Source organism: Kitasatospora sp. NPDC088346 (assembly GCF_044740765.1).
Taxonomy (GTDB): domain Bacteria; phylum Actinomycetota; class Actinomycetes; order Streptomycetales; family Streptomycetaceae; genus Kitasatospora.
In genome coordinates this window covers 124,242-147,731 of the sequence record NZ_JBIURH010000009.1, presented here as the reverse complement: position 1 = coordinate 147,731, position 23,490 = coordinate 124,242, and the positions used below count along the sequence as shown (strand labels likewise).

13 protein-coding genes are annotated in these 23,490 nt (G+C 76.1%); 9 read left to right on the top strand and 4 right to left on the bottom strand.

Features of this window, described 5'->3' with window-relative positions; translation table 11 throughout:
* Positions 1-61 precede the first annotated feature (61 nt).
* Positions 62-2,281: an NADP-dependent isocitrate dehydrogenase gene (locus ACIOFR_RS15240; protein WP_400996731.1), complete on the bottom strand. Its 2,220-nt coding sequence runs from the start codon at positions 2,279-2,281 to the stop codon at positions 62-64.
* 332 nt (positions 2,282-2,613) lie between these two features.
* On the opposite strand from ACIOFR_RS15240, the gene ACIOFR_RS15235 reads away from it, so the two are divergent.
* The 5 genes from ACIOFR_RS15235 (at position 2,614) to ACIOFR_RS15215 (ending at position 16,543) form a co-directional block, all read left to right on the top strand.
* The gene (locus tag ACIOFR_RS15235) at positions 2,614-3,972 is read left to right on the top strand and encodes a hypothetical protein (protein WP_400996728.1); all 1,359 of its coding nucleotides are present in this window, start codon (positions 2,614-2,616) and stop codon (positions 3,970-3,972) included.
* A gap of 529 nt (positions 3,973-4,501) precedes the next feature.
* On the top strand, positions 4,502-7,648 hold the full coding sequence (locus tag ACIOFR_RS15230; protein ID WP_400996725.1) for an amino acid adenylation domain-containing protein: 3,147 nt from the start codon (positions 4,502-4,504) through the stop codon (positions 7,646-7,648).
* Between the two features lie 217 nt (positions 7,649-7,865).
* Positions 7,866-13,232: an amino acid adenylation domain-containing protein gene (locus tag ACIOFR_RS15225; protein ID WP_400996723.1), complete on the top strand. Its 5,367-nt coding sequence runs from the start codon at positions 7,866-7,868 to the stop codon at positions 13,230-13,232.
* Positions 13,222-16,347 carry an amino acid adenylation domain-containing protein gene (locus ACIOFR_RS15220; RefSeq protein ID WP_400996720.1) on the top strand — a complete coding sequence of 1,042 codons (3,126 nt, stop codon included), beginning with the start codon at positions 13,222-13,224 and terminating at the stop codon, positions 16,345-16,347. Before ACIOFR_RS15225 ends, ACIOFR_RS15220 begins: the two co-directional genes overlap by 11 nt.
* 28 nt (positions 16,348-16,375) lie before the next feature.
* Positions 16,376-16,543: an MbtH family protein gene (locus ACIOFR_RS15215; RefSeq protein ID WP_400996717.1), complete on the top strand. Its 168-nt coding sequence runs from the start codon at positions 16,376-16,378 to the stop codon at positions 16,541-16,543.
* A gap of 51 nt (positions 16,544-16,594) precedes the next feature.
* Here ACIOFR_RS15215 and ACIOFR_RS15210 read toward each other — a convergent pair whose 3' ends face one another.
* Positions 16,595-17,173, bottom strand: coding sequence for an AAA family ATPase (locus ACIOFR_RS15210; protein WP_400996714.1), 579 nt, complete (start codon positions 17,171-17,173; stop codon positions 16,595-16,597).
* 31 nt (positions 17,174-17,204) lie between these two features.
* Positions 17,205-20,288: an AMP-binding protein gene (locus tag ACIOFR_RS15205; protein ID WP_400996712.1), complete on the bottom strand. Its 3,084-nt coding sequence runs from the start codon at positions 20,286-20,288 to the stop codon at positions 17,205-17,207.
* A gap of 192 nt (positions 20,289-20,480) precedes the next feature.
* Here ACIOFR_RS15205 and ACIOFR_RS15200 point away from each other — a divergent pair, with 192 nt between their 5' ends.
* The 4 genes from ACIOFR_RS15200 (at position 20,481) to ACIOFR_RS15185 (ending at position 22,414) form a co-directional block, all read left to right on the top strand.
* Entirely contained in the window at positions 20,481-20,834 is a 354-nt protein-coding gene (locus ACIOFR_RS15200; RefSeq protein WP_400996710.1) for a hypothetical protein, read from the top strand.
* Positions 20,835-20,899: 65 nt separating this feature from the next.
* A complete protein-coding gene (locus ACIOFR_RS15195) occupies positions 20,900-21,391 on the top strand; it encodes a GNAT family N-acetyltransferase (protein ID WP_400996707.1) in 492 nt (163 codons plus the stop codon).
* A 200-nt stretch (positions 21,392-21,591) separates the two neighbouring features.
* Positions 21,592-21,768 carry a hypothetical protein gene (locus ACIOFR_RS15190; protein WP_400996705.1) on the top strand — a complete coding sequence of 59 codons (177 nt, stop codon included), beginning with the start codon at positions 21,592-21,594 and terminating at the stop codon, positions 21,766-21,768.
* A gap of 301 nt (positions 21,769-22,069) precedes the next feature.
* Positions 22,070-22,414, top strand: a complete 345-nt coding sequence (locus ACIOFR_RS15185; protein ID WP_400996702.1) for a hypothetical protein — start codon at positions 22,070-22,072, stop codon at positions 22,412-22,414.
* A gap of 58 nt (positions 22,415-22,472) precedes the next feature.
* Here ACIOFR_RS15185 and ACIOFR_RS15180 read toward each other — a convergent pair whose 3' ends face one another.
* On the bottom strand, positions 22,473-23,483 hold the full coding sequence (locus tag ACIOFR_RS15180) for a Ku protein (RefSeq protein ID WP_400996700.1): 1,011 nt from the start codon (positions 23,481-23,483) through the stop codon (positions 22,473-22,475).
* Positions 23,484-23,490: the final 7 nt, after the last annotated feature.

Sequence of the window (23,490 nt, the reverse complement as noted above, 5' to 3'; positions counted from 1 at the left end):
CCCCGGGCCGGTGAGCCCGGGAACCCCTCCCGTCCTGCGTGCGGTGTCGTCGCGGACCTCGTCAGGCGAGGGTGGCGACGGCCTCGTTGAAGGTGGCCGACGGGCGCATGACGGCGGCCGCCTTCGCCGGGTCGGGCTGGTAGTAGCCGCCGATCTCGGCGGGCGAGCCCTGGACCGCGATCAGCTCGGCGACGATCGTCTGCTCCTGCTCGGACAGCGTCTTGGCCAGGGCCGCGAACGCCTCCGCGAGCTGGGCGTCGTCGCTCTGCTGCGCCAGCTCCTGGGCCCAGTACATGGCCAGGTAGAAGTGGCTGCCGCGGTTGTCGATGCCGCCGAGGCGGCGGCTGGGCGACTTGTCCTCGTTGAGGAAGGTGCCGGTCGCCCGGTCGAGGGTGTCGGCGAGCACCTGGGCGCGCGCGTTGCCCGTGGTCTGCGCGAGGTGCTCGAAGCTGACCGCCAGCGCGAGGAACTCGCCGAGGCTGTCCCAGCGCAGGTAGTTCTCCTTGACCAACTGCTGCACGTGCTTGGGCGCGGAGCCACCGGCGCCGGTCTCGAACAGGCCGCCGCCGTTCATCAGCGGGACGACCGACAGCATCTTGGCGCTGGTGCCGAGCTCCAGGATCGGGAACAGGTCGGTCAGGTAGTCGCGCAGCACGTTGCCGGTGACCGAGATGGTGTCCTCGCCGCGGCGGATGCGCTCCAGGGAGAACGCGGTCGCCTCGACCGGGGAGAGGATCTCGATCTGCAGGCCCTCGGTGTCGTGCTCGGCGAGGTAGCCGCGGACCTTGCCGATCAGCACGGCGTCGTGGGCACGGTTCTCGTCCAGCCAGAACACGGCCGGGTTGCCGGTCGCGCGGGCGCGGGAGACGGCGAGCTTGACCCAGTCCTGGATCGGCAGGTCCTTGGTCTGGCACATCCGGAAGATGTCGCCGGCCGCGACGGGCTGCTCCAGGACGGCGTTGCCCTCGGCGTCGAGCACGCGCACGGTGCCGGCGGCGGCGATCTCGAAGGTCTTGTCGTGGCTGCCGTACTCCTCGGCCTTCTGCGCCATCAGACCGACGTTGGGCACCGAGCCCATGGTGGCCGGGTCGAAGGCGCCGTTGGCGCGGCAGTCGTCGACGACGACCTGGTACACGCCGGAGTAGCTGCTGTCCGGCAGGACGGCCAGGGTGTCGGCCTCCTTGCCGTCCGGGCCCCACATGTGGCCGGAGGTGCGGATCATGGCCGGCATCGAGGCGTCCACGATGACGTCGCTCGGCACGTGCAGGTTGGTGATGCCGCGGTCCGAGTCGACCATCGCGAGGGCCGGGCCCTCGGCGATCTCGGCGTCGAAGGACGCCTTGATCTCGGCGCCCTGGGGCAGCGCGTCCAGGCCGTTCAGGATGGTGCCCAGGCCGTCGTTCGGGCTCAGGCCGGCGGCGGCGAGCACCTCGCCGTACGCGGCGAAGGTCTTCGGGAAGAAGGCGCGCACCACGTGGCCGAAGACGATCGGGTCGGAGACCTTCATCATGGTGGCCTTGAGGTGCACCGAGAACAGCACGCCCTCGGCCTTGGCGCGGGCGACCTGGGCCGCCAGGAACTCGCGCAGCGCGGCGACGCGCATGACGGAGGCGTCCACGACCTCGCCGGCGAGGACCTTGACCGACTCGCGCAGCACGGTGGTGCCGCCGTCCTCGGCCGCCAGCTCGATGCGCAGCGAACCGGCCTCGGCGATCACCGCGGACTTCTCGGTGGAGCGGAAGTCGTCGGCGCCCATGGTGGCGACGTTGGTCTTGGACTCGGGGGTCCAGGCGCCCATCCGGTGCGGGTGCGCCTTGGCGTAGTTCTTCACCGACAGCGGCGCGCGGCGGTCGGAGTTGCCCTCGCGGAGCACCGGGTTGACGGCGCTGCCCTTGACCCGGTCGTAGCGGGCGCGGATGTCGCGCTCCTCGTCCGACTTCGGGTCGTCCGGGTAGTCCGGCAGCGCGTAGCCCTGCTGCTGGAGCTCCGCGACGGCGGCCTTCAGCTGCGGGATGGAGGCCGAGATGTTCGGCAGCTTGATGATGTTCGCGCCGGGGGTCTTGGCGAGCTCGCCGAGCTCGGCGAGGGCGTCCTCGATGCGCTGGCCCTCCTCCAGACGCTCGGGGAAGCTCGCGATGATGCGACCGGCGAGGGAGATGTCACGCGTCTCCACGTTGACACCGGCCGTCGAGGCGTACGCCTGGACCACAGGCAGGAACGAATACGTTGCCAGGGCCGGGGCCTCGTCAGTGTGCGTGTAAATGATGGTCGAGTCAGTCACCGGTGCTCCGCTTCACGTCTAGAACGTCTTGATGTCAAGATATCTCCTGACGGCCCCTCCCCGACACCCACCCCCGCATCGAGTCGCCGGGACCGCCCCGCGCGGCGTCGGCACGGGCCGGGATCCGCCCTCCGGTCCGAACCTAGCGCGGTCCGCGCCCGCCCGCCCCGCCGTCCCGCCGCGGTCGGCGGCCGGCGCCCGCTCCCGGGCGTGTCGCGACGGGCGTCAGGGCGTTTCGCGATCCGGGCCGGGGCCGTGCCCGGGCCTTACGGAACTCGAACGACCCTCGCGCGCCCCGGCCGCGGGCGGCGGCCCGGTGGCAGGGTGGCCGGGTGCCCCCACTCCTCCTCCCGTCCGCCGCCCTGCTCGCCCTGGTGGGTGCCCTCGCCGGTACCGTCACCGCCGGCGGCACCCTCGGCCGGCCCGGCCCGCTGTACGGCTGGTACCTCGCCGACCTGCTGCTCTTCGGGCTCGCCGTCGCCCTGCTCCGCCGGGTGCCGGCCCGCCGGGCGGCCGCCCTGGTGCTGGCGGGCAGCCTCGCCGTCGCCGCCACCGGGCTGCTCGCACCGCCCCGGACCAGCGACGACGCCTACCGCTACGTCTGGGACGGCCGGGTGCAGGCGGCCGGCCTCTCGCCCTACCGGTACGCGCCCGACGACCCCGCGCTGGCCGGCCTGCGCACCCGGTCCCCGGACCTCTTCCCGCCCGCCGCGCCGTGCACCGGCTGGGACGAGCGGCGGACGGCCGCCGGGCAGTGCAGCCGGATCAACCGCCCCGCCGTACCCACCCTCTACCCGCCGGTGGCGGAGGGCTGGTTCCTCGGCCTGCACGCGTTCGGCGGCGGGGTCCGGACCGTCCAGCTCGGCGGCGCCCTGCTCGCCGTCGCGACCACCGGCCTGCTGCTGACCCGCCGGCGGCCGGTGCGGGCCGCGCTCTGGGGCTGGTGCCCGGGGGTCGCCCTCTGGGCGGTCAACGACGCCCACGTGGACGCCCTGGGCGCCCTGCTGCTGGTCGCCGGGCTGCTCGTGGCGGTCCGCGGCCGGCGGGCGGCGGGCGGGGTGCTGTTCGGAGCCGCGATCGCGGTCAAGCTCGTCCCGGTGCTGGCCCTGCCGGGCGCGCTCTCCGGGGTGCTGGCGCGCCGCCCCCGCCCGCGCGACCTGCTGCTGCCGGGGGTGGCCCTGGCCACCGTCGCGCTCGCCTACCTGCCGTACCTCGCGCTGTCCGGCACGGGCGTGCTCGGCTACCTGCCCGGGTACCTGCGCGAGGAGGGCTACGACCGGGCCGACGTCGAACGGTTCGGCCTGCTGCGCCTCCTGCTGCCGTCCGCTCTCGCGCCGTACGCGGCGGCCCTGGTGCTGCTCGCCGTGGTGCTCCACGTGCTGCGCCGGGGCGACCCGGCCGGGCCGTGGCGCGGTGCGCTGCCGGTGACCGGGACGGCCCTGCTGCTGGCCGCGCCGAACTACCCCTGGTACGGCCTGCTGGTGGTGGCGCTGGTCGGGCTGGACGGCCGCTGGGAGTGGCTGGCCGTGCCGGGCGCGGGGGCGGTGCTGTACCTCGGCGCCGGGTCCCAGCCGCTCGCGTACGGCGCGGCGCTGCTGGTGGTGCTCGCGGGCGCCGCGGCGCGCCGGTGGGCGGCCGGCGGACGGCCCGCCGTGTGGTGGGCGGGGGAGGGATCCGCCGGTCGGGAGTGAACCGGTGGGCGGGACGCCGTGACCGGTGCGGTGCCCGGCCGGGGCGCCGTCCCGGACCGACCGTCACCCGCCGCCACCCGGCCCACGGCCCCGGCCGCCCGCCCCGGGCGGCCGGGGCCGCCGCCGTCACCGCTGCCCGGGGCGCGCGGGTTGGGCGGTCGGCTTCGGTGGACGAGGTGGTCCGTGTGCGGAGCCGGGCCCGCGCGGGGGAGGGGTGGCGTGAGGCCGTTCGGACCGTCAAGTTTGCTCTGGACATGCTGAGTTACTGACCGTCAGGGCAGGTGGGGCGGCCCTTGACGGCCTCTTTGGTCTATGCCAGTCTCTCCGCAGGTCTGGACCAATCTGAACTGATGTGAATCACCGCGTCCCGGCCGTCCGGCCGTGGCCGCCGGCTCCGTCGACCGTCCGGCGGCCGGGACGGCGCGCGGCGCCCGCCCCCGGAAGGTCGCCTCCCGCCCCGTCGTGGCCGACCCCCGACCGACCACGGCTCCTCGCTCCCCGCAGCACCCACCACCCGAAGTGAGCAGCGATGCCTGAACAGAACGCGGCCCGCCCGTCCGCCCCGGCCGGGGCCGCCCAGCAGGGTGTCTGGCTGACCGAACGCCTCGGTCTGGCCGGCCGGAACTACCACATGCCGGTGCGCACGGCCTTCGACCGGATCGACCCGGCGGCCCTCGGCCGCGCCTGGGAGGACGTGCTCGACCGCCACCCGGCGCTCTGCTGCACGCTGGTCGAGCAGGACGGCGCGCCGCACCTGCGCACCGCCGACGAGCGCCCCTCGCTGGCCGTGGTCGACGCGGTCGGCGCGGGCGCCGAGGACTTCGCGAAGCGGCTGGAGTCCGAGATCGCCCGACCGCTGTGGACCGCGTCCGGACCGCTGGCCCGCGCCACCCTGTTCCACCGTCCCGACGGCCGGGCCGAGTTGCTGACGGTAGCCCACCACGCGGTGTTCGACGGCACCTCCAAGGACATCCTGCTGGCCGACCTCGCCACCGCCTACAACGCCCGGCTGGCCGGTCACGCCCCCTTCTGGCCGACCGGCACCGGCACCGGCACCGGCACTGGCACCGGCGCGCCGCAGGCGCCCGCCGAACCCGACCCGGCCCTGGTCCGGGAGGCCTCCGACTGGTACGCGCAGCGTTGGACGGACCGGGCCGAGACCGCGCTGCCCGGGGTCGGCCGGCCGGCGGGGCCGGGCGGCACCGGGGAGCCGCTGGGCGAGAGCGTCGAGCGGCTGCTCGGCCCGGTGGAGCACCGCGCGCTGCGCCGGGCCGCCGAGACCGCCGGAGTGAGCGTCTTCGAACTGCTGCTGGCCGCGGCGCACGCCCTGCTGCTGCGCTACGGCAACGAGGGCGCCTCGATCGCCGTACCGCTCTCCACCCGGGGCCCGGCGCAGCGGACGGCCGTCGGCCTGTACGTCAACGAACTCCCGCTGCCCGCCCCGGCCGTGGACCAGGACACCACCGGGATCGCCGCCTTCGCCCGGGCCGTACGCGCCCGGCTGCGGGCCGTGTACCGCTTCCGCACCGTGCCGTTCGGCACCGCGGTCCGCGGGCTGACCCCCCGGGTGGGCCTGACCCCGGTCACGCTGAGCTACCGCAGGCGCGGAGCCGACCCGGTCTTCGACGGCTCCTGCGCGACCGTGGACTGGGCGGTGTTCAACCACGCGGCCCGGAGCACCCTCAACCTCCAGGTGGTGGACGGACCGGACCGGGCGCTGATCGCCCTCCAGTACGACCCGGCCGTACTCCCCCCGGACGCCGCCCGGCGGATCGCCGAGCACTTCGCCACCCTGCTGGACGCGGCCGTCGCCGACCCCGAACGCCCGCTCGCCGAACTCCCGTTGCTCGGCGAGGCCGAGCGGCACGCGGTCGTCGAGGGCTGGAACGGCACCGCCGCCGGGTACCCCGCCGACCGGACCGTGGTCGACCTGGTCGAACGGCAGGCCCGGCACACCCCGGACGCCGTCGCCGTCACCGCGGCCGACGGCAGCCTCGACTACCGCACCCTCGTCGAACGCTCCGGCGTGCTCGCGTCCGTGCTGCGGGCCCGCGGCATCGGCGCCGGCGACCTGGTCGCCGTCCACCTCGACCGCACCGCGGCGCTGCCGGTCGCGCTGCTCGCGGTGCTCCGGGCCGGCGCCGCCTACCTCCCGCTCGACCCGGCCTACCCGGCAGAGCGGCTCGCCCACGTCCTCGCCGACTCCGGCGCCGCGCTGCTGCTCACCGACCTCCCCCCGGCCGCCGAACTCGCCGCCGCCGCACCCGCGGTGCTCGACCTCCGGGACCTCGGCCATCTCCGGGACCTCGGCGACCTCCGGCACCCGGGTGGCGCCGGCGACCTCCCCGCGCCTCCCGCGCCCGGCGACACCGCCTACGTGCTGTACACCTCGGGCTCCACCGGCCGCCCCAAAGGCGTGGTGGTCGGACACCGGGCACTGGTCAACCTGCTGGCCTCCTTCGCCGACCGGCTGGACTCCGGCCCGGGGCACGTCTGGCTGGGCCTGACCTCGCTCTCGTTCGACATCTCCGCCCTGGAGCTGTTCCTCCCGTTGACCACCGGCGGCCGCCTGGTGCTGGCCCCGGACGGCCTGGCCGTCGACGGGCCGGGCCTGCTCCGGCTGATCGCCGCCGAGGGCGTCACGCACGCCCAGGCGACGCCCTCGGGCTGGCGGGTCCTGCTCGCCGCCGCGCCCGGCCCCACCGGGCTGACCGCGCTGGCCGGCGGCGAGGCGCTGCCGCTCCCGCTGGCCCGGGAGCTGCGGGCCGTGGTGGGGCGGCTGCTCAACGTCTACGGCCCGACCGAGACCACCGTCTGGTCGACCTGCGCCGAGATCCCGGCCGGGCCGCACCGGATCGGTATCGGCCGCCCGCTCGCCAACACGCGGGCGTACGTCCTGGACGCGGGGCTGCGCCCGGTGCCCGTCGGCCTGCCCGGCGAACTGCTGCTCGGCGGCGACGGCCTGGCGTCCGGCTACCTGGGCCGGCCCGGGCTGACCGCCGACCGGTTCGTCCCCGACCCGTTCGGTCCGCCCGGCGGCCGGCTCTACCGCACCGGCGACCTGGTCGTCCGGACGGGCGACGGCGACCTGGAGTACCTCGGCCGGATCGACCAGCAGGTGAAGATCCGCGGCCACCGGATCGAGCTCGGCGAGATCGAGTCGGCCCTGCTGGACCACCCGGAGGTCACCGAGGCCGCCGTCGCCGTCCACCCGGACGCCGACGGCGAACCCCGGCTGGTCGGCTACCTGGTCGGTGCGGCCGAGCCGGCCGGCCTGCGGGACCACCTGCGGCGCACCCTGCCCGCGGCGATGGTGCCCGCGCGGTTCGTCCCGCTGGAGCGCCTGCCGCTCACCCCGAACGGCAAGCTGGACCGCCGGGCCCTGCCCGCCCCGCCTGCCCTGCCCGCCGCCGGGGCCGCTGACGAGGCCGCCGCCGGACCCGCGGGCCCCGGGGACGGGCTCACCGCGACCCTCTGCGCGATCTGGGCGGAGGTGCTCGGCCTGCCCGCGGTCGGCCCGCAGGAGGACCTCTTCGACCTGGGCGGGCACTCCCTGACGATCATCCGGATCTCCTCGCGGATCCGCGAGTCCCTCGGCGTCGAGGTCGACTTCGACGTCTTCTTCGACACCCCGACCGTGGCCGGCATCGCCGAGGCCGTGGCCCGCCCGCGCTGACCGCGCCCGCCCACTCGCCCGGCGCGCCCGCGCGGCGCGCCTCCCCGATCCCGAACAGGACGACGATGACCGAAACCCAGCCCCTGACCACGGGCTGGTCCGACGCCAAGCGGGCCCTGCTGGCGCAGCGGCTGCGCGGCGCCCGAGGCCCCGCCAGGACCGTGCACCCCAGGCCCGCAGGGGCGCCGGCGCCGCTCTCCAGCAGCCAGGAACGGCTGTGGTTCATGGAGCAGCTCACCCCCGGCTCGACCGCGTACGCGCTGGCCCCGCCCGCCGCATCCACGGCCGCTACGACCGCCGGGCCCTGGACGCCGCGCTCACCGACCTGCTGGCCCGGCACGAGAGCCTGCGCACGGCCTTCCCCGCCACCGCGGACGGCACCGCGTACGCCCTGGTCGCCGAGCCGGCGCCGTTCACCGCCCGGTACCTGGACGCGACCGCGGACGGGAACCCCGACCGGCGGGCCGCGGAGGCCGTCGAAACGCTCCTCGCCGAGCCGTTCGACCTGGCGGGCGGCCCGCTGCTGCGGGTCCTGCTGGTGCGCCTCGCCGAGCAGGAGCACGTGCTGGCGCTGGTCCTGCACCACATCGTCTGCGACGGCTGGTCGATCGACCTGCTCCAGCGCGAACTGGACGCCCTCTACGCGCACCACGCGGACGGCACCCCGCACGGCCTGTCCGAGCCCGAGCTGCAGTACGGCGACTACGCCGCCTGGCAGCGCGAGCGGATCGCCGACGGCACGCTGGCCGCCTCCCGCGCGCACTGGCGCACCGAGCTGGCCGGCGTCCCGGCGCTCGACCTGCCCGCCGACCGCCCCCGGCCGCCGGTCTTCGGCTTCGCCGGCGCCGCGCACGAGTTCCGCTGGGACGCCGACCTCTCCGCGCGGATCACCGAGCTCGCCCGCGCGCACGGCGCCTCCCGCTACATGGTGCTGATGGCCGCGTACCAGGCGCTGCTGGCCCGGCACACCGGGCAGTGGGACTTCGCGGTCGGCTCGCCGGTCGCGGGCCGGCTGCACCGCGAACTCGAACCGCTGGTCGGCATCTTCGTCAACATGCTGCCGATCCGGGCCCGCCTCGCGCCCGACCTGCCCTTCGGCCGCCTGGTCGACACCGTCCGGGAACGGAGCCTGGACGCGTACGCCCACCAGGAGGTGCCCTTCGAGCAGATCGTCGGCGACCTCGCGGTCGAGCGCGACGTCAGCCGGGCCGCCGTCTTCCAGACCACCTTCGCCTTCCAGAACTACGGCGAGCGGGCGGCCCCGGCCGGGCCGATGGGCCCGCCGCGCTCGGAGGGCTTCGGCTACCGGGCCACCACCACCCACCACGACCTCGCGCTCTACCTGCGCGACGAGGCCGACGGCGGTCTGTACGGCCTGTTCACCTACCGCACCGACCTGTTCGACCACACCACCGTCGAGCGGCTGGCCGAGCGCTTCGAGGTCCTGCTGCGCACCGCGCTGGCCGACCCCGACCGCCCGGTGGGCGCGCTGCCGGTGCTCGCGGAGGGCGAGGAGGCCTCGCTGGCCGACCGGGCGGCCGGCCCCGCCCTGCCGGCCGGCGGCCCGGCCACCCTCACCGAACTGCTCGCCCGCGCCGCCGCGCTGACCCCGGACGCGCCGGCCCTGACCCTGAACGCACGGGCTCCGGACGAGCAGACCCTGACCTACGCCGAACTGGAGCGCCGGGCCACCGGCTTCGCACGGCGGCTGATCGCCCTGGGCATCGGGCCGGGCGCGGTCGTCGGCATCTGCCTGGAGCAGTCGCCGGAGCTGGCCGTCGCCATGATCGGCACCCTCAAGGCCGGCGCCGGATACCTTCCCGTCGACCCCGAACAGCCGGTCGGCCGGGTGGAGTTCCTGCTCTCCGACGCCGGCGCCGCGGTGCTGGTCGCCGACCCGGTGCTCGCCGGCCGGGCCCCCGGATTCGCCGGACCGGTGCTGGCTCCGGACACCGCCGCCGACGCCGCCGCGGGCGGCGACCCGCTCCCCGAGCGGGCCGGCCCCGACGACCTCGCCTACGTCATCTACACCTCCGGCTCCACCGGCCGCCCCAAGGGCGTCGCCGTCCAGCACCGGCAGATCCTCAACTACCTGGCGGGCGCGGGCGAACGGCTGCGGATCGAACCGGGCCGCTCGTACGCGCTGCTGCAGTCCCTCGCCTTCGACTTCAGCCTCACCATGCTCTACCTCGGACTGTCCACCGGCGGCCGGATCCACCTGCTGCCGCGGCGGATCTCGGGCGCCGAACTCGCCGTACGGATGGCCGAGCTGGGCATCGACTACCTGAAGATGACCCCGTCCCACCTGGCCGCGCTGACCGCCGACGCCCCCGCCGAACGGCTGCTGCCCCGCCGGGCGCTGGTGCTCGGCGGCGAAGCTTCCTCCGCGGCCTGGGCCCACGGCCTCGCCGCGCTGGGCCGGTGCGCCGTCTTCAACCACTACGGGCCCACCGAGGCGACCGTCGGCGCCACCGTGCACGAGGTCCGGGCGGACGGCCCGGCGCCCGCCCACGGCTCGACCCCGATCGGCCGTCCGCTCGCTGGCGCCCGCTGCTACGTCCTCGACGAGCGGCTGCGGCCCGTCCCGCCCGGCGCCGTGGGCGAACTGCACCTGGGCGGCGACCGGCTGGCCCGCGGCTACCTCGGCCGGCCCGACCTGACCGCCGACCGGTTCCTGCCCGACCCGTTCACCCCCGAGCCCGGTGCCCGGATGTACCGCACCGGCGACCTCGTCCGCCACCGGCCCGGCGGCGAACTGGAGTTCCTCGGCCGCGCCGACCACCAGATCAAGGTCCGCGGCTACCGGGTCGAGCCCGGCGAGATCGAGGCCGCGCTGACCGCCGTCCCCGGCATCGCCCAGGCCGTCGTGCTCGCCCGCGGCGAAGGCGTCAGGCAGCAGCTCGTCGGCTACCTGGAGTGGCCCGGCGCGAGTGACCCGCCCACCGCCGCCGAGCTGCGCGCCCTCCTGCTGGACACCCTGCCGGACTACATGGTCCCGGCCCGCTGGGTGGTCCTGGACCGGCTGCCGCTGCTCGCCCATGGCAAGGTCGACCGGGCCGCCCTGCCCGTCCCGGAGGACGGCCCGCTCGGCACCGCGGAGTACCAGGAGCCGGACGGCGAGAGCGAACGGCTCGTCGCCGACCTCTGGGCCGACCTGCTCGACGTCGAACGGGTCGGCGCCCTGGACGACTTCTTCGAACTCGGCGGCCACTCCCTGCTCGCCACCCAGGTGGTCGCCCGGCTTCGCCGCGCCCGGCCCGAACAGGCCGCCGGACTGGGCGTCATGGACCTCTTCCAGCACCCCACGGTGCGCGCCCTGGCCGGCCTGCTCGGCTCCTCGGCCGAGGAGCGCGGCCCGCGCCGGCTGCTGCACCGCCTCACCCCGGCGCGCACCCGCACCACCGGCTCGATCGTCTGCGCCCCCTACGGCGGAGGCAGCGCACTGATCTACAAGCCGCTCGCCGACGCCCTCCCGGACGACTGGGCGCTGCACTCGCTCGCCGTCCCCGGCCACGAACTCGGCGAGCAGGCCCGGCCGTTCGACGAGGTCGCGGCCGAGACCGCCGCGGAGATCCTGGCCGGCGTCGAGGGCCGGATCGTGCTCTACGGCCACTGCGGGCTCGGCGTGATGCTGATCGTCGAGGTGGCCCGGCGGCTGGAGGCCGCCGGGCGCGAGGTGTCGGCCGTGCACCTCGGCGGGATCTTCCCGTTCGCCCGGCCCGAGGGCCGCGGCGCCGCCCTCTCCGAGCGCTTCGGCGCGCTGGTCGACCGGCTGCGCAGCGACCAGGACATGGTCAACGCGCTCACCGCGGCCGGCCTCGACGTCGAGGACTTCACCCCCGAGCAGCTCGGCCTGATCGTCCGCAACCGCCGGGTCGGCACCAAGGAGGCGGAACGCTACTTCGGCGAGCTGTTCCGCACCGACGGCGGACGGCTGCGGGCGCCGGTCATCGCGATCGCCGGCGAACGCGACCCCGCCACCGAGTTCTACCAGGAGCGCTACCGCGAGTGGCACCGGCTCAGCGACACCACCGGCGTGGTGGTGCTCGACGAGGCCGGGCACTTCTTCCTCAAGTACCGCGCCCGGGAGCTCGCCACCGTCCTCACCCGGGTCCACCCCGCGATCGCGGCCGGCACCGAGGACGAGCACGCCCGCACCCCGGCTGCCACCTGGTGGTTGGAGGGGGTGTCCCGCTCGCCCGAACCCGTACGGCCCGACGCCGCCGAACCGGCCGTACGGCCCGGTCTCGGCCGGTTCCTGGCCGTCGCCACCGGTCAGCAGCTGTCGATGATCGGCTCGGCGCTCACCGAGTTCGCGCTGCCGATCTGGGTCTACCTGCGGACCGGCTCGCTCGCCGACCTCGGCCTGCTCGCCGCCTGCGCCCTCGTCCCCGGCATCCTGGCCGCCCCGCTGGCCGGCGCCGTCGTCGACCGCGGCGACCGGCGCCGGGTGATGCTCGCCGGGGACCTCGCCGCCGGTGCCACCCAGGCCGTCCTGCTGGTCCTCCACCTGACCGGCGGGCTGCGGGTCGGGCACGCCTACGTGCTGATCGCGCTGCTCTCCCTCGCCCTCGCCTTCCAGCGCTTCGCCTGGGGCTCGGCCGTGCCGCAGCTGGTCCCCAAGCGCTATCTCGGCCGAGCCAACGGCATCGTGCAGATGGCGCTCGGCTTCGCCCAGTTCCTCGTCCCGCTGTTCGCGGTCGGCCTGCTCGCCGCCATCGGCCTCGGCGGAATCCTCGTCCTGGACGTGGCCAGTTACGCGGCCGCCGTCGGCATCACGCTCGCCGTGCGTTTCCCGCAGGCCATGGCGTGGCGCCGCCGGGAGAGCGTGGTCGAGGAGATCAGGGCCGGCTTCCGGCGCTCGCTGGGCAGCCGGCACTTCCGGGCGATGCTGGTCTTCTTCGCCGTCCTCAACGTCTTCCTCTCGCCGCTGTTCCTGCTCACCACCCCGCTGGTGCTCTCCTTCGCCGACCTGCCCGCCACCGGCTGGGTCGCCATGGCGGCCGGCGCCGGAGCCGTGGCCGGCGGCCTCACCCTGCTGATCTGGGGCGGCCCGCGCCGCGAACGGCTGCGCGGCGTCATGTTCGCCACCCTGGGACTGGCCGCCGCCTGCGTCCTGACCGGCCTGCGCCCGGCCCTGCCGCTGGTCGCGCTCGGCGCGTTCGGCATGACGCTCGGCCTGGCCCTGCTCAACGGCACCTACGCCACCATCGTCCAGACCAAGGTGCCGCTGCGCTTCCACGGCCGGATCATCGCGGTCAACACCATGGTCGCCTGGTCCACCCTGCCGATCGGCTTCGCGGTGGTCGCCCCGCTCGCGCCCGGCCTGCTGCAGCCCCTGATGGAGGAGCACGGCGCACTCGCCGCCACCGTCGGCCGGGTCATCGGCACCGGCGCGGGCCGCGGCATCGGCCTGGTCTACCTGCTGTTCGGCCTCGCCATGGCCCTGCTGGCGCTGGTCTGCCTGCGGATCCCGGTGCTCGCCCGGTTCGACGACGAGGTCCCGGACGCCGTGTCCGACGACCTGGTCGGCCTGGAGACCCTGCAAGCCCGTACGAAGGACGAGGTGGCCCATGACCGCTGAACCGACCACCCACCCGCTGACCGTCGACCAGCGCCGGCTCTGGTTCCTCCAGCAGCTCGACCCCGACGACACCGGCTACCACCTCTACCTCGCCCACCGCTGGCTCGGCCCGCTCGACCTGCCGCGGCTGCGCACCGCCCTCGACGGAATCGCCGCCCGGCACGACATCCTGCGCACCCGCTTCACCGTGGTGGACGGGGAGCCCCGCCAGGTCGTCCACCCGCCGGCGCCCGTCCCGCTCGTGCTGCGCGAGCTGCCCGCCGGCGCGGGCGAGGCCGAGCTCACCGCGGCCGTCGCCCCGTACGTCAACGCCCCCTTCGACCTGGCCGCCGAGGCGCCGCTGCGCGCCGTCCTGGTCCGCGCGGGGGAACAGGACCACGCCCTGTGCCTGGTGCTGCACCACATCGCCGCCGACGGCTGGTCCGCCGCACTGCTCCACCGGGAGCTGCTGGACCGCTACCGCGGCGGCGAGCCGGCCGACCTCCCGCTCCAGTACGGCGACCACGCCCGCGCGGAGCAGGCCCGGCTGGGCCCGGACGAGGCCGAGCAGGCGTACGCCCACTGGCAGGCCCGGCTGGCCGGCACCGAGCTGCTGCGGCTGCCCACCGACCGTCCGCGTCCCGAACGCCCCGCCCACCCGGCCGGGTTCACCGACCTCGGGCTCGGCCCCGAGCTGACCGGGGCCGTCGACCGGCTGGCCCGCGAGGAGCGCTGCACCCCGTTCATGGTGCTGCTCGCCGCGTACCAGATCCTGCTCGGCCGCTGGAGCGGGCAGCAGGACTTCACCGTCGGCACCCCGCTCGCCGGCCGCAACGAGGTCGCGCACGAGGCCCTGATCGGCTCCTTCACCCGGACCGCCGTGATCCGCGCCGACCTGCGCGGCGAACCGGACTTCCGGACGGTGCTGCGCCGGGTCAGGGCCGCCACCATGGCGGCCCTGAGCCACCAGGACGTCCCCCTGGAACGCCTGGCCGCCGACCTCGGCGCCCCGGCCGGCGGGCTGCCGTTCACCACCCTGTTCGTGCTGCAGAGCCAGACCGAGCGGGGAGGCGCGGACGCCGAACTCCCCGACGGTGTCGAACTGGCGCCGCTGGACTCCGGGTTCGCCCGCGCCAAGGCCGCCCTGCTGCTCGACAACTGGCGCACCGGGACCGGGCTGACCTGCTCCTTCTCCTACGACCTGGAGCTGTTCGACCGCCGCACCGTCGAGCGGCTGGCCGGCCGCTACCGCGCCCTGCTGGCCCGCGCCGCCGCAGACCCCCTCACCCCCGCGTACGGGGACTGGCTGCTCGACGACCGCGAGCGCGCCGAACTGCTCGCCCGCGGCACCGGCCCGGCCCTGCCCGCCGTCCGCCGCACCCTGCTGGAACGCTTCGCCGAGCAGGTCGCCCGCCACCCGGAAGCCCCCGCACTCGCGCTCGGCGACACCACCCTCGGCTACGCCGAACTCGACCGCCGCTCCTCGCTGCTGGCCGAGCGGATCGGCCCGCTCGCCGGCCGGGTCGCCGCCGTCCGGATCGCGCCCTCCTACGAGCTGGTCACCGCCCTGCTGGCGATCTGGAAGGCCGGCGGCGCCTACCTCCCGCTGGACCCGGCCCACCCGGTCGAGCGGCTCCGCCAGCAGGTCCAGGACGCGGACGCCGCCCTGCTGCTCGCCGACGGCGACTTCCCGGAGCTCGGCCTGCCGCGGCTCACCGTGCCCGCCGGGGAGCCCGGGGCCGCGCCGCCCGGACCGCTGCCGGGCGGCGCGGCGGGCGATCCGGCGTACGTGCTGTTCACCTCCGGCTCCACCGGCCGCCCCAAGGGCGTCGTGGTCGAGCACGGCGCCCTCGCCGACCGGATCGACTGGATGGCCGGCGAGGGCTACGGCCTCGGCCCGGGGGACCGGATCGTCCAGTTCGCCTCCGTCGGTTTCGACACCCACGCCGAGGAGCTCTGGCCCGCGCTCGCCGCCGGCGCCTGCGTCGTACTGCTGCCCGGCGGCGGCCGCACCCTACCGGACCTGCTGAGCGGCCCGGCCGGCGCCGAGGTCACCGTGCTGGACCTGCCGACCGCCTACTGGCACGAACTGGTCCTGCTGGAGGATCAGTTCGCCTGGCCGCCCGCCCTGCGGCTGGTGGTGCTCGGCGGATCGGCCGTGGAACCGGCTCCGCTGGAGCGCTGGCACGCCCGCCACGGCCGGCGGATCCGGCTGGTCAACACCTACGGCCCCACCGAGGCCACCGTGATCGCCACCAGCGCCGAGCTGGACGGCCGCGCGGGCCGCCCGCCGATCGGCCGCCCGCTGCCCGGGGTCCGCTGCCACGTCCTCGACCCGTACCTCGGTCTGGTGCCCGACGGCACCGAGGGCGAACTCTTCCTGGCCGGCGCCGGCCTCGCCCGCGGCTACGCCGGGCGGCCCGACCTGACCGCGGACCGCTTCCTGCCCGACCCGTTCGCCGGTGGCGGCGCCCGGATGTACCGCACCGGAGACCGGGTCCGGCGCCGGCCGGACGGCGAACTCGACTTCCTCGGCCGCACCGACACCCAGGTCAAGCTGCGCGGCTACCGGATCGAACCCGGCGAGGTGGAGCACGCGCTCGCGGCGCACCCCGCGGTCGCCCACGCCGTGGTGCTGGTCCGCGGCGAGCGGCTGCTCGGCTACGCCGTCCCCGCCCCCGGCGAGGCGCCCGGCGTGCCCGAGCTGCTGGAGCACCTCGCCGAACGCCTGCCGTCCTTCATGGTCCCCGCCGGCCTCGCCGTCCTCGACCGGCTGCCACTGACCACGAACGGCAAGCCCGACCTCGACGCCCTGCCCGTGCCGGGCCCGGCCGCCGCCGCGGGCGAGTACCTGGCGCCGCGCACCGACGCGGAGCTGCTGGTCGCCGACATCTGGCAGGAGGTCCTCGGGGTCGAGAAGGCGGGCGCCCTGGACGACTTCTTCGCGCTCGGCGGGGACTCCCTGCGGGTCACCCGGGTCGCCGCCCGGATCCGCGCGTTGGCCGGGCTGGAGATCACCGTCCGCGAGGTCTTCGAGAACCCCGTCCTGGCCACGCTCGCGGACCGGGTGGAGGCCCTGCTGATCGCCGAGATCGACGCCCTCTCCGACGGCGAGGCCGCCGACCGGCTCACCTGAACCACCGACCCCCCCCGAGGAGCACACCATGTTCGCCGTAGTCGTCAACGACGAGGAGCAGTACTCGCTCTGGCCCGCCCACCGCGAGCCGCCCGCGGGCTGGCACGCCGAGGGCACCCGCGGAAGCCGCGAGGAGTGCCTGGCCCGCGTCGCCGAGGTCTGGACCGACCTGCGGCCGCTCAGCGCCCGCCGCTGAACCCCCGCGCCGGGGCACCCGTCCGAACCGGTCGGGTGCCCCGGCGTCGCGCTACCCCGGCCGGTCGCCCCCGGCCGCCGCCCTGATCCGCCGCGCCAGCAGCGCGGCGTCCACCGGGCGGGTGGCGTCGACCCGGTGCACCGTCCCGAGGGCCAGCGGTTCGGCCGTCCGGCTCCAGGCGTCCCAGCGCTCGTCGGAGTCCCGCAGGTCGTCGGAGTCCCGCAGGTCGTCGAGGTGCACCGGGTGCCGGTGCGCGGCCCGCGCGGCCCACCGGTGCCGCGCGATGTGCGGCGGCACATCGCACCAGACCTCCTGGACGTCCTGCGCCCCGGCCCGGGCGAGGCCGGCCACCACGAAGGGCCGGGTGTCCCCGAGCCACGGACTCTCCAGCACGGCGCCGCCGGCCGCGTCGCCCAGCAGCGTCCACAGCGTCTCGGCGGCGGCACGGCCCAGGGCGCTGCTCCACCCGCGCGCGGTGGAACCGGGCGGGGGCCGCAGGCCGAGCGTGTCGGCCAGGGTCTCCTTGACCGCGTCCTTGCTGAACAGCGGAAGGCCCAACTCCTGCGCGAGGGCCCGGGCGAGGGTGGTCTTCCCCGCGCCCGGGAGCCCGTTCACCAGCACCGTGGTCATCCCGCGATGGTAGGGGCGCGGACGCGTCGGCTCAGCCGCAGGCCGCCTCCAGAGCGGCCACGAAGTCCGCCGCCAGCGCCGCGACCACGGGCTCCTCGAAGGCCAGCGCGTTGTACTGCAGCCAGCACCGCAGACCGCCGTCCGGCTGCTCCACCACGGTCAGCTCCGGCACCCCGCGGTCCCCGCCGGGCAGCGGCCACGGGACGGTGCTGCCGCGCGGCAGCTCCCACGGCCCGCAGCTCAGCCCAGGCAGCTGCGCGGGGGCCGCCCAGGCCTCGTACCGCAGCCACGCCGCGAACGGCGCCGCCGGGCTGAACTCGGCGAAGGGGTACAGCTGGTGGTCCAGGGCCGCGGTGGCCGCTCCGCGCAGCCGGTCCAGCAACTCGGCGAAGCCGGGCCCGCCGGAGGCGTCGACCCGCAGCAGCAGGGACTGCACGAAGCACCCCACCGCCCGCTCCGCCTCCGGCCGCGGGCGTCCGGGAACCGGGGTCATCAGCACCAGGTCGGGCCGGCCGCTGCGGGCCGCGAGCAGACCGGACCAGGCCGCCGCCACGGCCAGGAACGGGGTCGCGCCCAGCTCCGCGGCACGCTCGCGCAGCGCGGCCGCCTGCTGGGCGGGCAGCGCGAACTCGTGCCCCCGGGTGAGGACTTCGTCCACCGGACGGCGCCCGGCGAACGGCTCCACGGCCTCCGGCGCCCCGGCGAGCGCGGCCGCGAAGTGCGCCCGGGAGGCCGGCCAGTGCCCGTTGGACCACTCCACCAGCTCCCGGTAGCCGAGGCCGGGCCGCGGCGGCGGCGCACTCCGCCCGCGCCGCAGCGCGGAGTAGAGCACCCCGAGGTCGGCCAGCAGCACCCCGATCGACCAGCCGTCGCTGACCATGTGGTGGACGGCGACCAGCACCACGTGGTCCTCGGCGCCGCGGCTGACCACCAGCAGCCGGGCCATCGGGTCGCGGGCCAGGTCGGTCAGCCGGTCCCGCTCGGCGATCAGCAGCGCGTCGACCTCGGCGTCGCTCGCGCCGGGCGCCGTCAGCAGGGTGATCCGGGCGCTCGGCTGCTCGTCCAGCACGGTGCGCACCACACCCGGCTGCCCGGCCACCGGCTCGAAACGGGTGCGCAGCGCCGGGTGGCGGCGGACGGCCTCGGTGAGGGCCAGGCCGAGCGTCTCGGGCTCCAGCCGGTCCCGGACCCGGAACAGCGCGGTCACCGCGCCGGCGTCCCGGCCGGGCGCCTCGGCCATCCAACGGAGGAAGTTCTCCTGCTGCGAGCTGAGCGGGACGTCGTGCGGCTGGGCCCGCAGCCGGGTCAGGTAGGGGCTGACGGCGGCCGTGGCGGGGCCGTCGGCGGGGGCGGCCGGCGGCCGCCCGGGCCCGTCCAGCCAGGCGGCCTGGGCGCGCAGCGAGGGTCGTTCGAAGACCAGCGCCGTACCGGCCGCCACCGCGAACTCCTCGGTGATCGCGGCGGCCAGCTGGACGGCCCGGAAGGAGTCGCCGCCGAGCGCGAAGAACTCCTCGGCCACGTCGGTGACGGTCCGTGCCAGCAGTCGCCGCCAGATCGCGGCCAGCCGCAGTTCGGTGGGCGTGGCCGGGGGAGCGGCGGGGCCGGCCGGCGTGCCGGGCCGCTCGAACAGCGGGCGCAGCCGGTGCTTGACCACCTTGCCGGACGGGTTGCGCGGCAGGTCGTCCACGAGCAGGATGCGGACCGGCAGTTCGGGCCGGCTCAGCCGGGTGCCGAGGAACAGCCGCAGGCCGTCCAGGTCCACCCCGCCCGGCGCGGGGATCACCGCGGCCACCGGAACGGCCCCCATCACCGGGTGCGGCAGGCCGAGCGCCGCCGCGTCCGCGACCTGCGGGTGCTCGTGCAGCACCTCCTCGATCCGCAGCGTGGAGACCTTCAGCGCACCGGACTTGACGACGTCGCTCTCCCGGTCGACGAGGTACAGGTACCCGTCGTCGTCCAGCCGCCCCAGGTCGCCCATCCGCACCCAGCCGTCCCGGAACACCGCCGGTCCGCCGGCCGGTCCGCCGAGGTAGCTGCGGGCCGGGCCGGGCTGGCGCAGCCACACCTCGCCGACCTCGCCGGCGGGGACCGCCGTGCCCGTGCCGTCGAGCACCCGCAGGTCCGCGGGGTCGGTCGGGCGGCCCACCGAACCCGGGCGGCGGGCGTCCACGACCGCCGAGACCTGCGCGGGGGAGGACTCGGCGGAGGTGTAGGTGTTGACCAGCGTCGCACCGGGCAGCGCGGCACCCAGCGCGGCGGCGACCGGCGCGGGCAGCGCGGCCGCGGAGGAGCTGACCAGCTTCACCCCGGACAGGTCGTACCGCCGCGCGACACCGGAGTTGAGCAGTTCCACGGCCATCGACGGGACCAGGAACACCGTGCCGACGCCGAACCCCTCGACCGCCGCGCCGAACTCCTCGGCCGCGAACCGCGGCAGGCTCAGCACGGTCGGCGCGCCGGTCAGCGCGCCGAGCAGCATCACCTGCCCGGCGTTGGTGCCGATCGGGAAGGCGTGCAGCGCGTACCGCGAGTGCGCGTACGGTCTCGGGCGGGGCCGCAGGACCAGCCCGGCGGTCAGGTTGCCGTGCGCGGCCAGCACGCCCTTGGGGTCGCCGGTGGTGCCCGAGGTGCCGATCGCCTGGGCCGGGTCCTGCGGGCCCACCCGGTGCGGCGCCGCGCCGGGGGCCTGCGGGTGGCGCGCCAGCAGGGCGTCCAGCACCAGGTCCGCGGTGCCGGGCAGTGCGGTGAGCCCCGGGCCGCGCAGGACGGTGCCGGCCCCGGCGAGGGCGGCCAGCCGGGCCGCGTCCTGCTCGGTGAGGTCCTCCCGGACGGGCACCGGCACCCCGCCCGCGTACTGCACGGCGAGGAAGGCCACCGCGTACCGCTCCCACGCGGCGTTCGGGAAGCGCAGGACGACCCGCTGCCCGGGGCGGACCCCGGCGCCGGCCAGCCCGGCGGCCGCACGCAGCGCCTGATCGCGCCACTGCCGGTAGGTGACGGCGCCACCGCCGACCACCTGGAGCGCGACCCGGTCGGGATGGTCGGCGGCCCGGGCGTCGAGCAGGTCGGGGACGGTCAGCGGGGGGTGCTCGACGGGGGCGATGACGGTCTCCAAGGTGCGGCTCCCCGGGCGGGCCGCCGCCCGGCGTGAACTCGGCTGTGCCGTGGGCGCGCTGACGGTTCGTGGCGCCGGCCCGACGGCTCCGCTATGGTCTGGACCAATGCGCGGACCTCGCGAGAGTACGGCCGCAGTGTCGCGCTTGTGTCGCGACTGAACCGGACCATCCGACACCGACCCAGGAGGGCCATGGACGCCCGGACCGCCGAGCCCTGCCCCGCCGGCGAGCACCTCGCCGAACTGCTCGCCCGCCCCGGCCCGTACCGCATCCGGTGGCTGCGCCAGGTCACCCGCGGCACCCCCGACCGGGTCAACCAGGCCGCCGTCGCGCGGGTGCTGGCCCAGTGGCTCTGGCTCAACGGCGAGGCCCCCGAGAGCGAGACCCTGCCCCGGGCGCTGCGCGACCGGGTCTCCCGCGCGCTCGGCGGCCGGCAGTTGTCCGCCGCCACCCTGCGGCTGTTCGCCGCAGCCTTCGCGCTCAGCGAGCAGGACGAGGCCGACCTCTGGACCCTGCTCGACGCCGACCGCCCGGCCCGGCCCTGAACGACGACGGCCGCCCGGCGGAATCCGATTGCGCCCGTTCGCCGGGGGGTGGCATCGTCGCGCCCATGACGACGACAGCAGTGGTGCGACGGCTCGCGGCCGAGGAGTGGACGGGCTACCGCGAGGTGCGGCTGGCCGCCCTCGCCGACGCGCCCGAGGCGTTCGGCTCGACCCTGGCCCGCGAGCAGGCCTTCACCGAGGACGTCTGGCGCACCCGGCTGTCGGCCCGCAACACCCTGGTCGCCGAGCGCGACGGCCGCACGGTCGGCCTGGCCGGCATCGTCGCGGCGGGCCCCGGACGGGCCGAGCTGGTCTCGATGTGGGTGCACCCCGCGGCCCGCGGCCTCGGCGTCGGCGACCAGCTGGTCCGGGCCGCCGTCGAGCGGGCCGCCGAGCTGGACCTGCCGGAGGTGCTGCTCTGGGTCACCGAGACGAACGCGCCCGCCGAGCGCCTGTACACCCGGCACGGCTTCGGCCGGACGGGCGAGGTGCAGCCCGTCGACGAGGAGAGCGACCGCGGCCTGGAGTTCGCGATGCTGCGCCCCGCCGCGGGCTGAACGGGCGCCGAGGCGCCGTCAGGCGGTATTCGGCCCTGGGGATCCGCGGTACGGCCGTTGGCGCCAAGCGCTCGATCACGGCAGTCGGCTGCGGGTCTCGGCGTTCGGGTGGGGGAACGCGTCTTCGGGCTGGCGGATGCGGGTGGGATTGGACCGCAGCGGCAGGCCGTCGTCCACCGCGCCTCCCCGGCCCCGGCACCATGCCGGCCACCGCTGCCGGCCAGGACCCGGACGCGGCCTCCGCCTCCGCTCGGGGCACGGCCAGTGAGCTGGTCCTCATCCTGCACGACCGCATCCCGATCAACTCCCTGAAGCTCGACGGCGACCGACGCCTCTTCGAGCAGCTCAGCGCCTGGGACCGGATGAGCAGGACGTGACGACGCGCCACCTCGTGGGCCCCGGGGCATGCCGCCCGTGCGCTTGGGACCCGGGGTCCGCTCCAGCCTCAGGCGGCCCGGCCGGAAGGCCGCGATGTCCTCGACCCGCTGCAACGCGCCCTTGACCGCGGTACCGGTTGTCCGGGTCCTGGTGGGTGCGCGGGGTACCCGGGCGGGTGGTCGGGTGCGCGAGGTGCCCGACACGCGCGGGCCCGGGGCGGAGAACCGTTTCACCCGATTGGTCCCGCTCTAGGGTGATCCCGTCCTCCTCGTCCCGACGGGAAAGAGAGCTCGCTCCGCCATGCGCATCCGCACCACCGCTGCTGTCGCCGCAGCCGCCCTGGCCCTCCTGTGGTCCGTCCCCGGCCATGCGGTCGCCGCCCAGGGCACCTTCGCGTACACCTACGTCAACGAGCTCGGCCTGCGGACGACCGGCGAACTCGTCGATCCGGCGGACCGGGTCTGCATCGGCGTACCCGAGGGCGGCAGCGGACGCGGCCTGCCCGCCTTCGCCCCGGACAACCGCACCGACTCCCCGGCCGTGCTCTACCTGGAGGCGGACTGCACCGGCGCGACCCACCTGCTCGCGCCGGGCCGGCAGCTGAGCGACCGTCTGCTGCTGAGGTCGGTGCGCTTCCTCTCCTGACCGGCCCCGCCCCGCCGCGGGCCGGTCCCGCACGGCCGGCCCGCAGCGGCTCGCCGCCTCAGGAAGCGCGGCGCGGCGCCGCCCGCCGGGCGGTTGCCTTCTTCGCCGGTGCCTCGGCCCCCGCCGACGCCGCCGCCTTCGTGGCGCCCTTCTTCGCCGGACCCTTCTTCACCCCGCCCTTCCCGGCCGGCTTCGCGGCGCTCTTCGCGGTGGTCGTCGTCGCAGCCCCCGTCCCGGCGGCCCCCTCGGGTGCCGCCTCCGCCGGCGCGGCGCCCCTGCCGTGCACCTCCTTGGCCGCCTTCACGCTGCTGCGCAGCACCGCCATCAGGTCGATCACCTCGGCGCCCGCCGTCGCGGCCGGCTCCTCCCCGTGCGGGGTCTCCACCCCGGACAGCTTGGCCTCGATCAGCTGCTCCAGCGCCTGCTGGTACTCGTCGTGCAGCGCGGACAGGTCGAAGTCCTCCGACAGGGTGTCCATCAACGAGCGGGCCATCCTCAGCTCCTGCGGCCGCACCGCCACCGACTCGTCCGGCGCGCACCCCTCCGCCGACCGGACCTCGTCCGGCCACAGGCAGGTCTGCAGCACCAGCGCGTCGCCGCGCACCCGCAGCACCGCCAGCGACTCCCTGGTCCGCATGGTGACCTTGGTGACGGCGATCTGCCCGGACTCCAGCAGCGCGTCGCGCAGCAGTACGTACGGCTTGGCGGGCGCCTTGTCGGCGGTCGACACGTAGTAGGCCCTGGCCAGCATCATCGGGTCGATGGAGTCGGCCGGGACGAAGGCCAGCACGTCGATGATCTTCTTGCTGGGCAGCGGCAGCTCCGCCAGGTCGGACTCCTCCAGCACCACCCGGCGCCCGTCGGGGGCCTCGTACCCCCTGACCACCTCGCCGTACGGGACCTCGACGCCCTCCGCCTCGCAGAAACGCTTCAGCCGGATCCGCGAGCCGTCCTTCGCGTGCGTCTGGTGCAGGGTCGGACCGCTGTGCTCCTCGGTCGCCGCGTACAGCTGGACGGGCACGCTGACCAGCCCGAACGTGATGACGCCCTTCCAGGTGACCTGTGGCATGACCCAT

Excerpts from the sequence above, each read along its gene's own strand:
- ACIOFR_RS15230 (WP_400996725.1), top strand. The coding sequence starts at position 4,502 with ATGCCTGAACAGAACGCGGCCCGCCCGTCCGCCCCGGCCGGGGCCGCC.
- ACIOFR_RS15220 (WP_400996720.1), top strand. The coding sequence starts at position 13,222 with ATGACCGCTGAACCGACCACCCACCCGCTGACCGTCGACCAGCGCCGG.
- ACIOFR_RS15215 (WP_400996717.1), top strand. The coding sequence starts at position 16,376 with ATGTTCGCCGTAGTCGTCAACGACGAGGAGCAGTACTCGCTCTGGCCC.
- ACIOFR_RS15210 (WP_400996714.1), bottom strand. The coding sequence starts at position 17,173 with ATGACCACGGTGCTGGTGAACGGGCTCCCGGGCGCGGGGAAGACCACC.
- ACIOFR_RS15200 (WP_400996710.1), top strand. The coding sequence starts at position 20,481 with ATGGACGCCCGGACCGCCGAGCCCTGCCCCGCCGGCGAGCACCTCGCC.
- ACIOFR_RS15195 (WP_400996707.1), top strand. The coding sequence starts at position 20,900 with ATGACGACGACAGCAGTGGTGCGACGGCTCGCGGCCGAGGAGTGGACG.
- ACIOFR_RS15190 (WP_400996705.1), top strand. The coding sequence starts at position 21,592 with ATGCCGGCCACCGCTGCCGGCCAGGACCCGGACGCGGCCTCCGCCTCC.
- ACIOFR_RS15185 (WP_400996702.1), top strand. The coding sequence starts at position 22,070 with ATGCGCATCCGCACCACCGCTGCTGTCGCCGCAGCCGCCCTGGCCCTC.
- ACIOFR_RS15180 (WP_400996700.1), bottom strand. The coding sequence starts at position 23,483 with ATGCCACAGGTCACCTGGAAGGGCGTCATCACGTTCGGGCTGGTCAGC.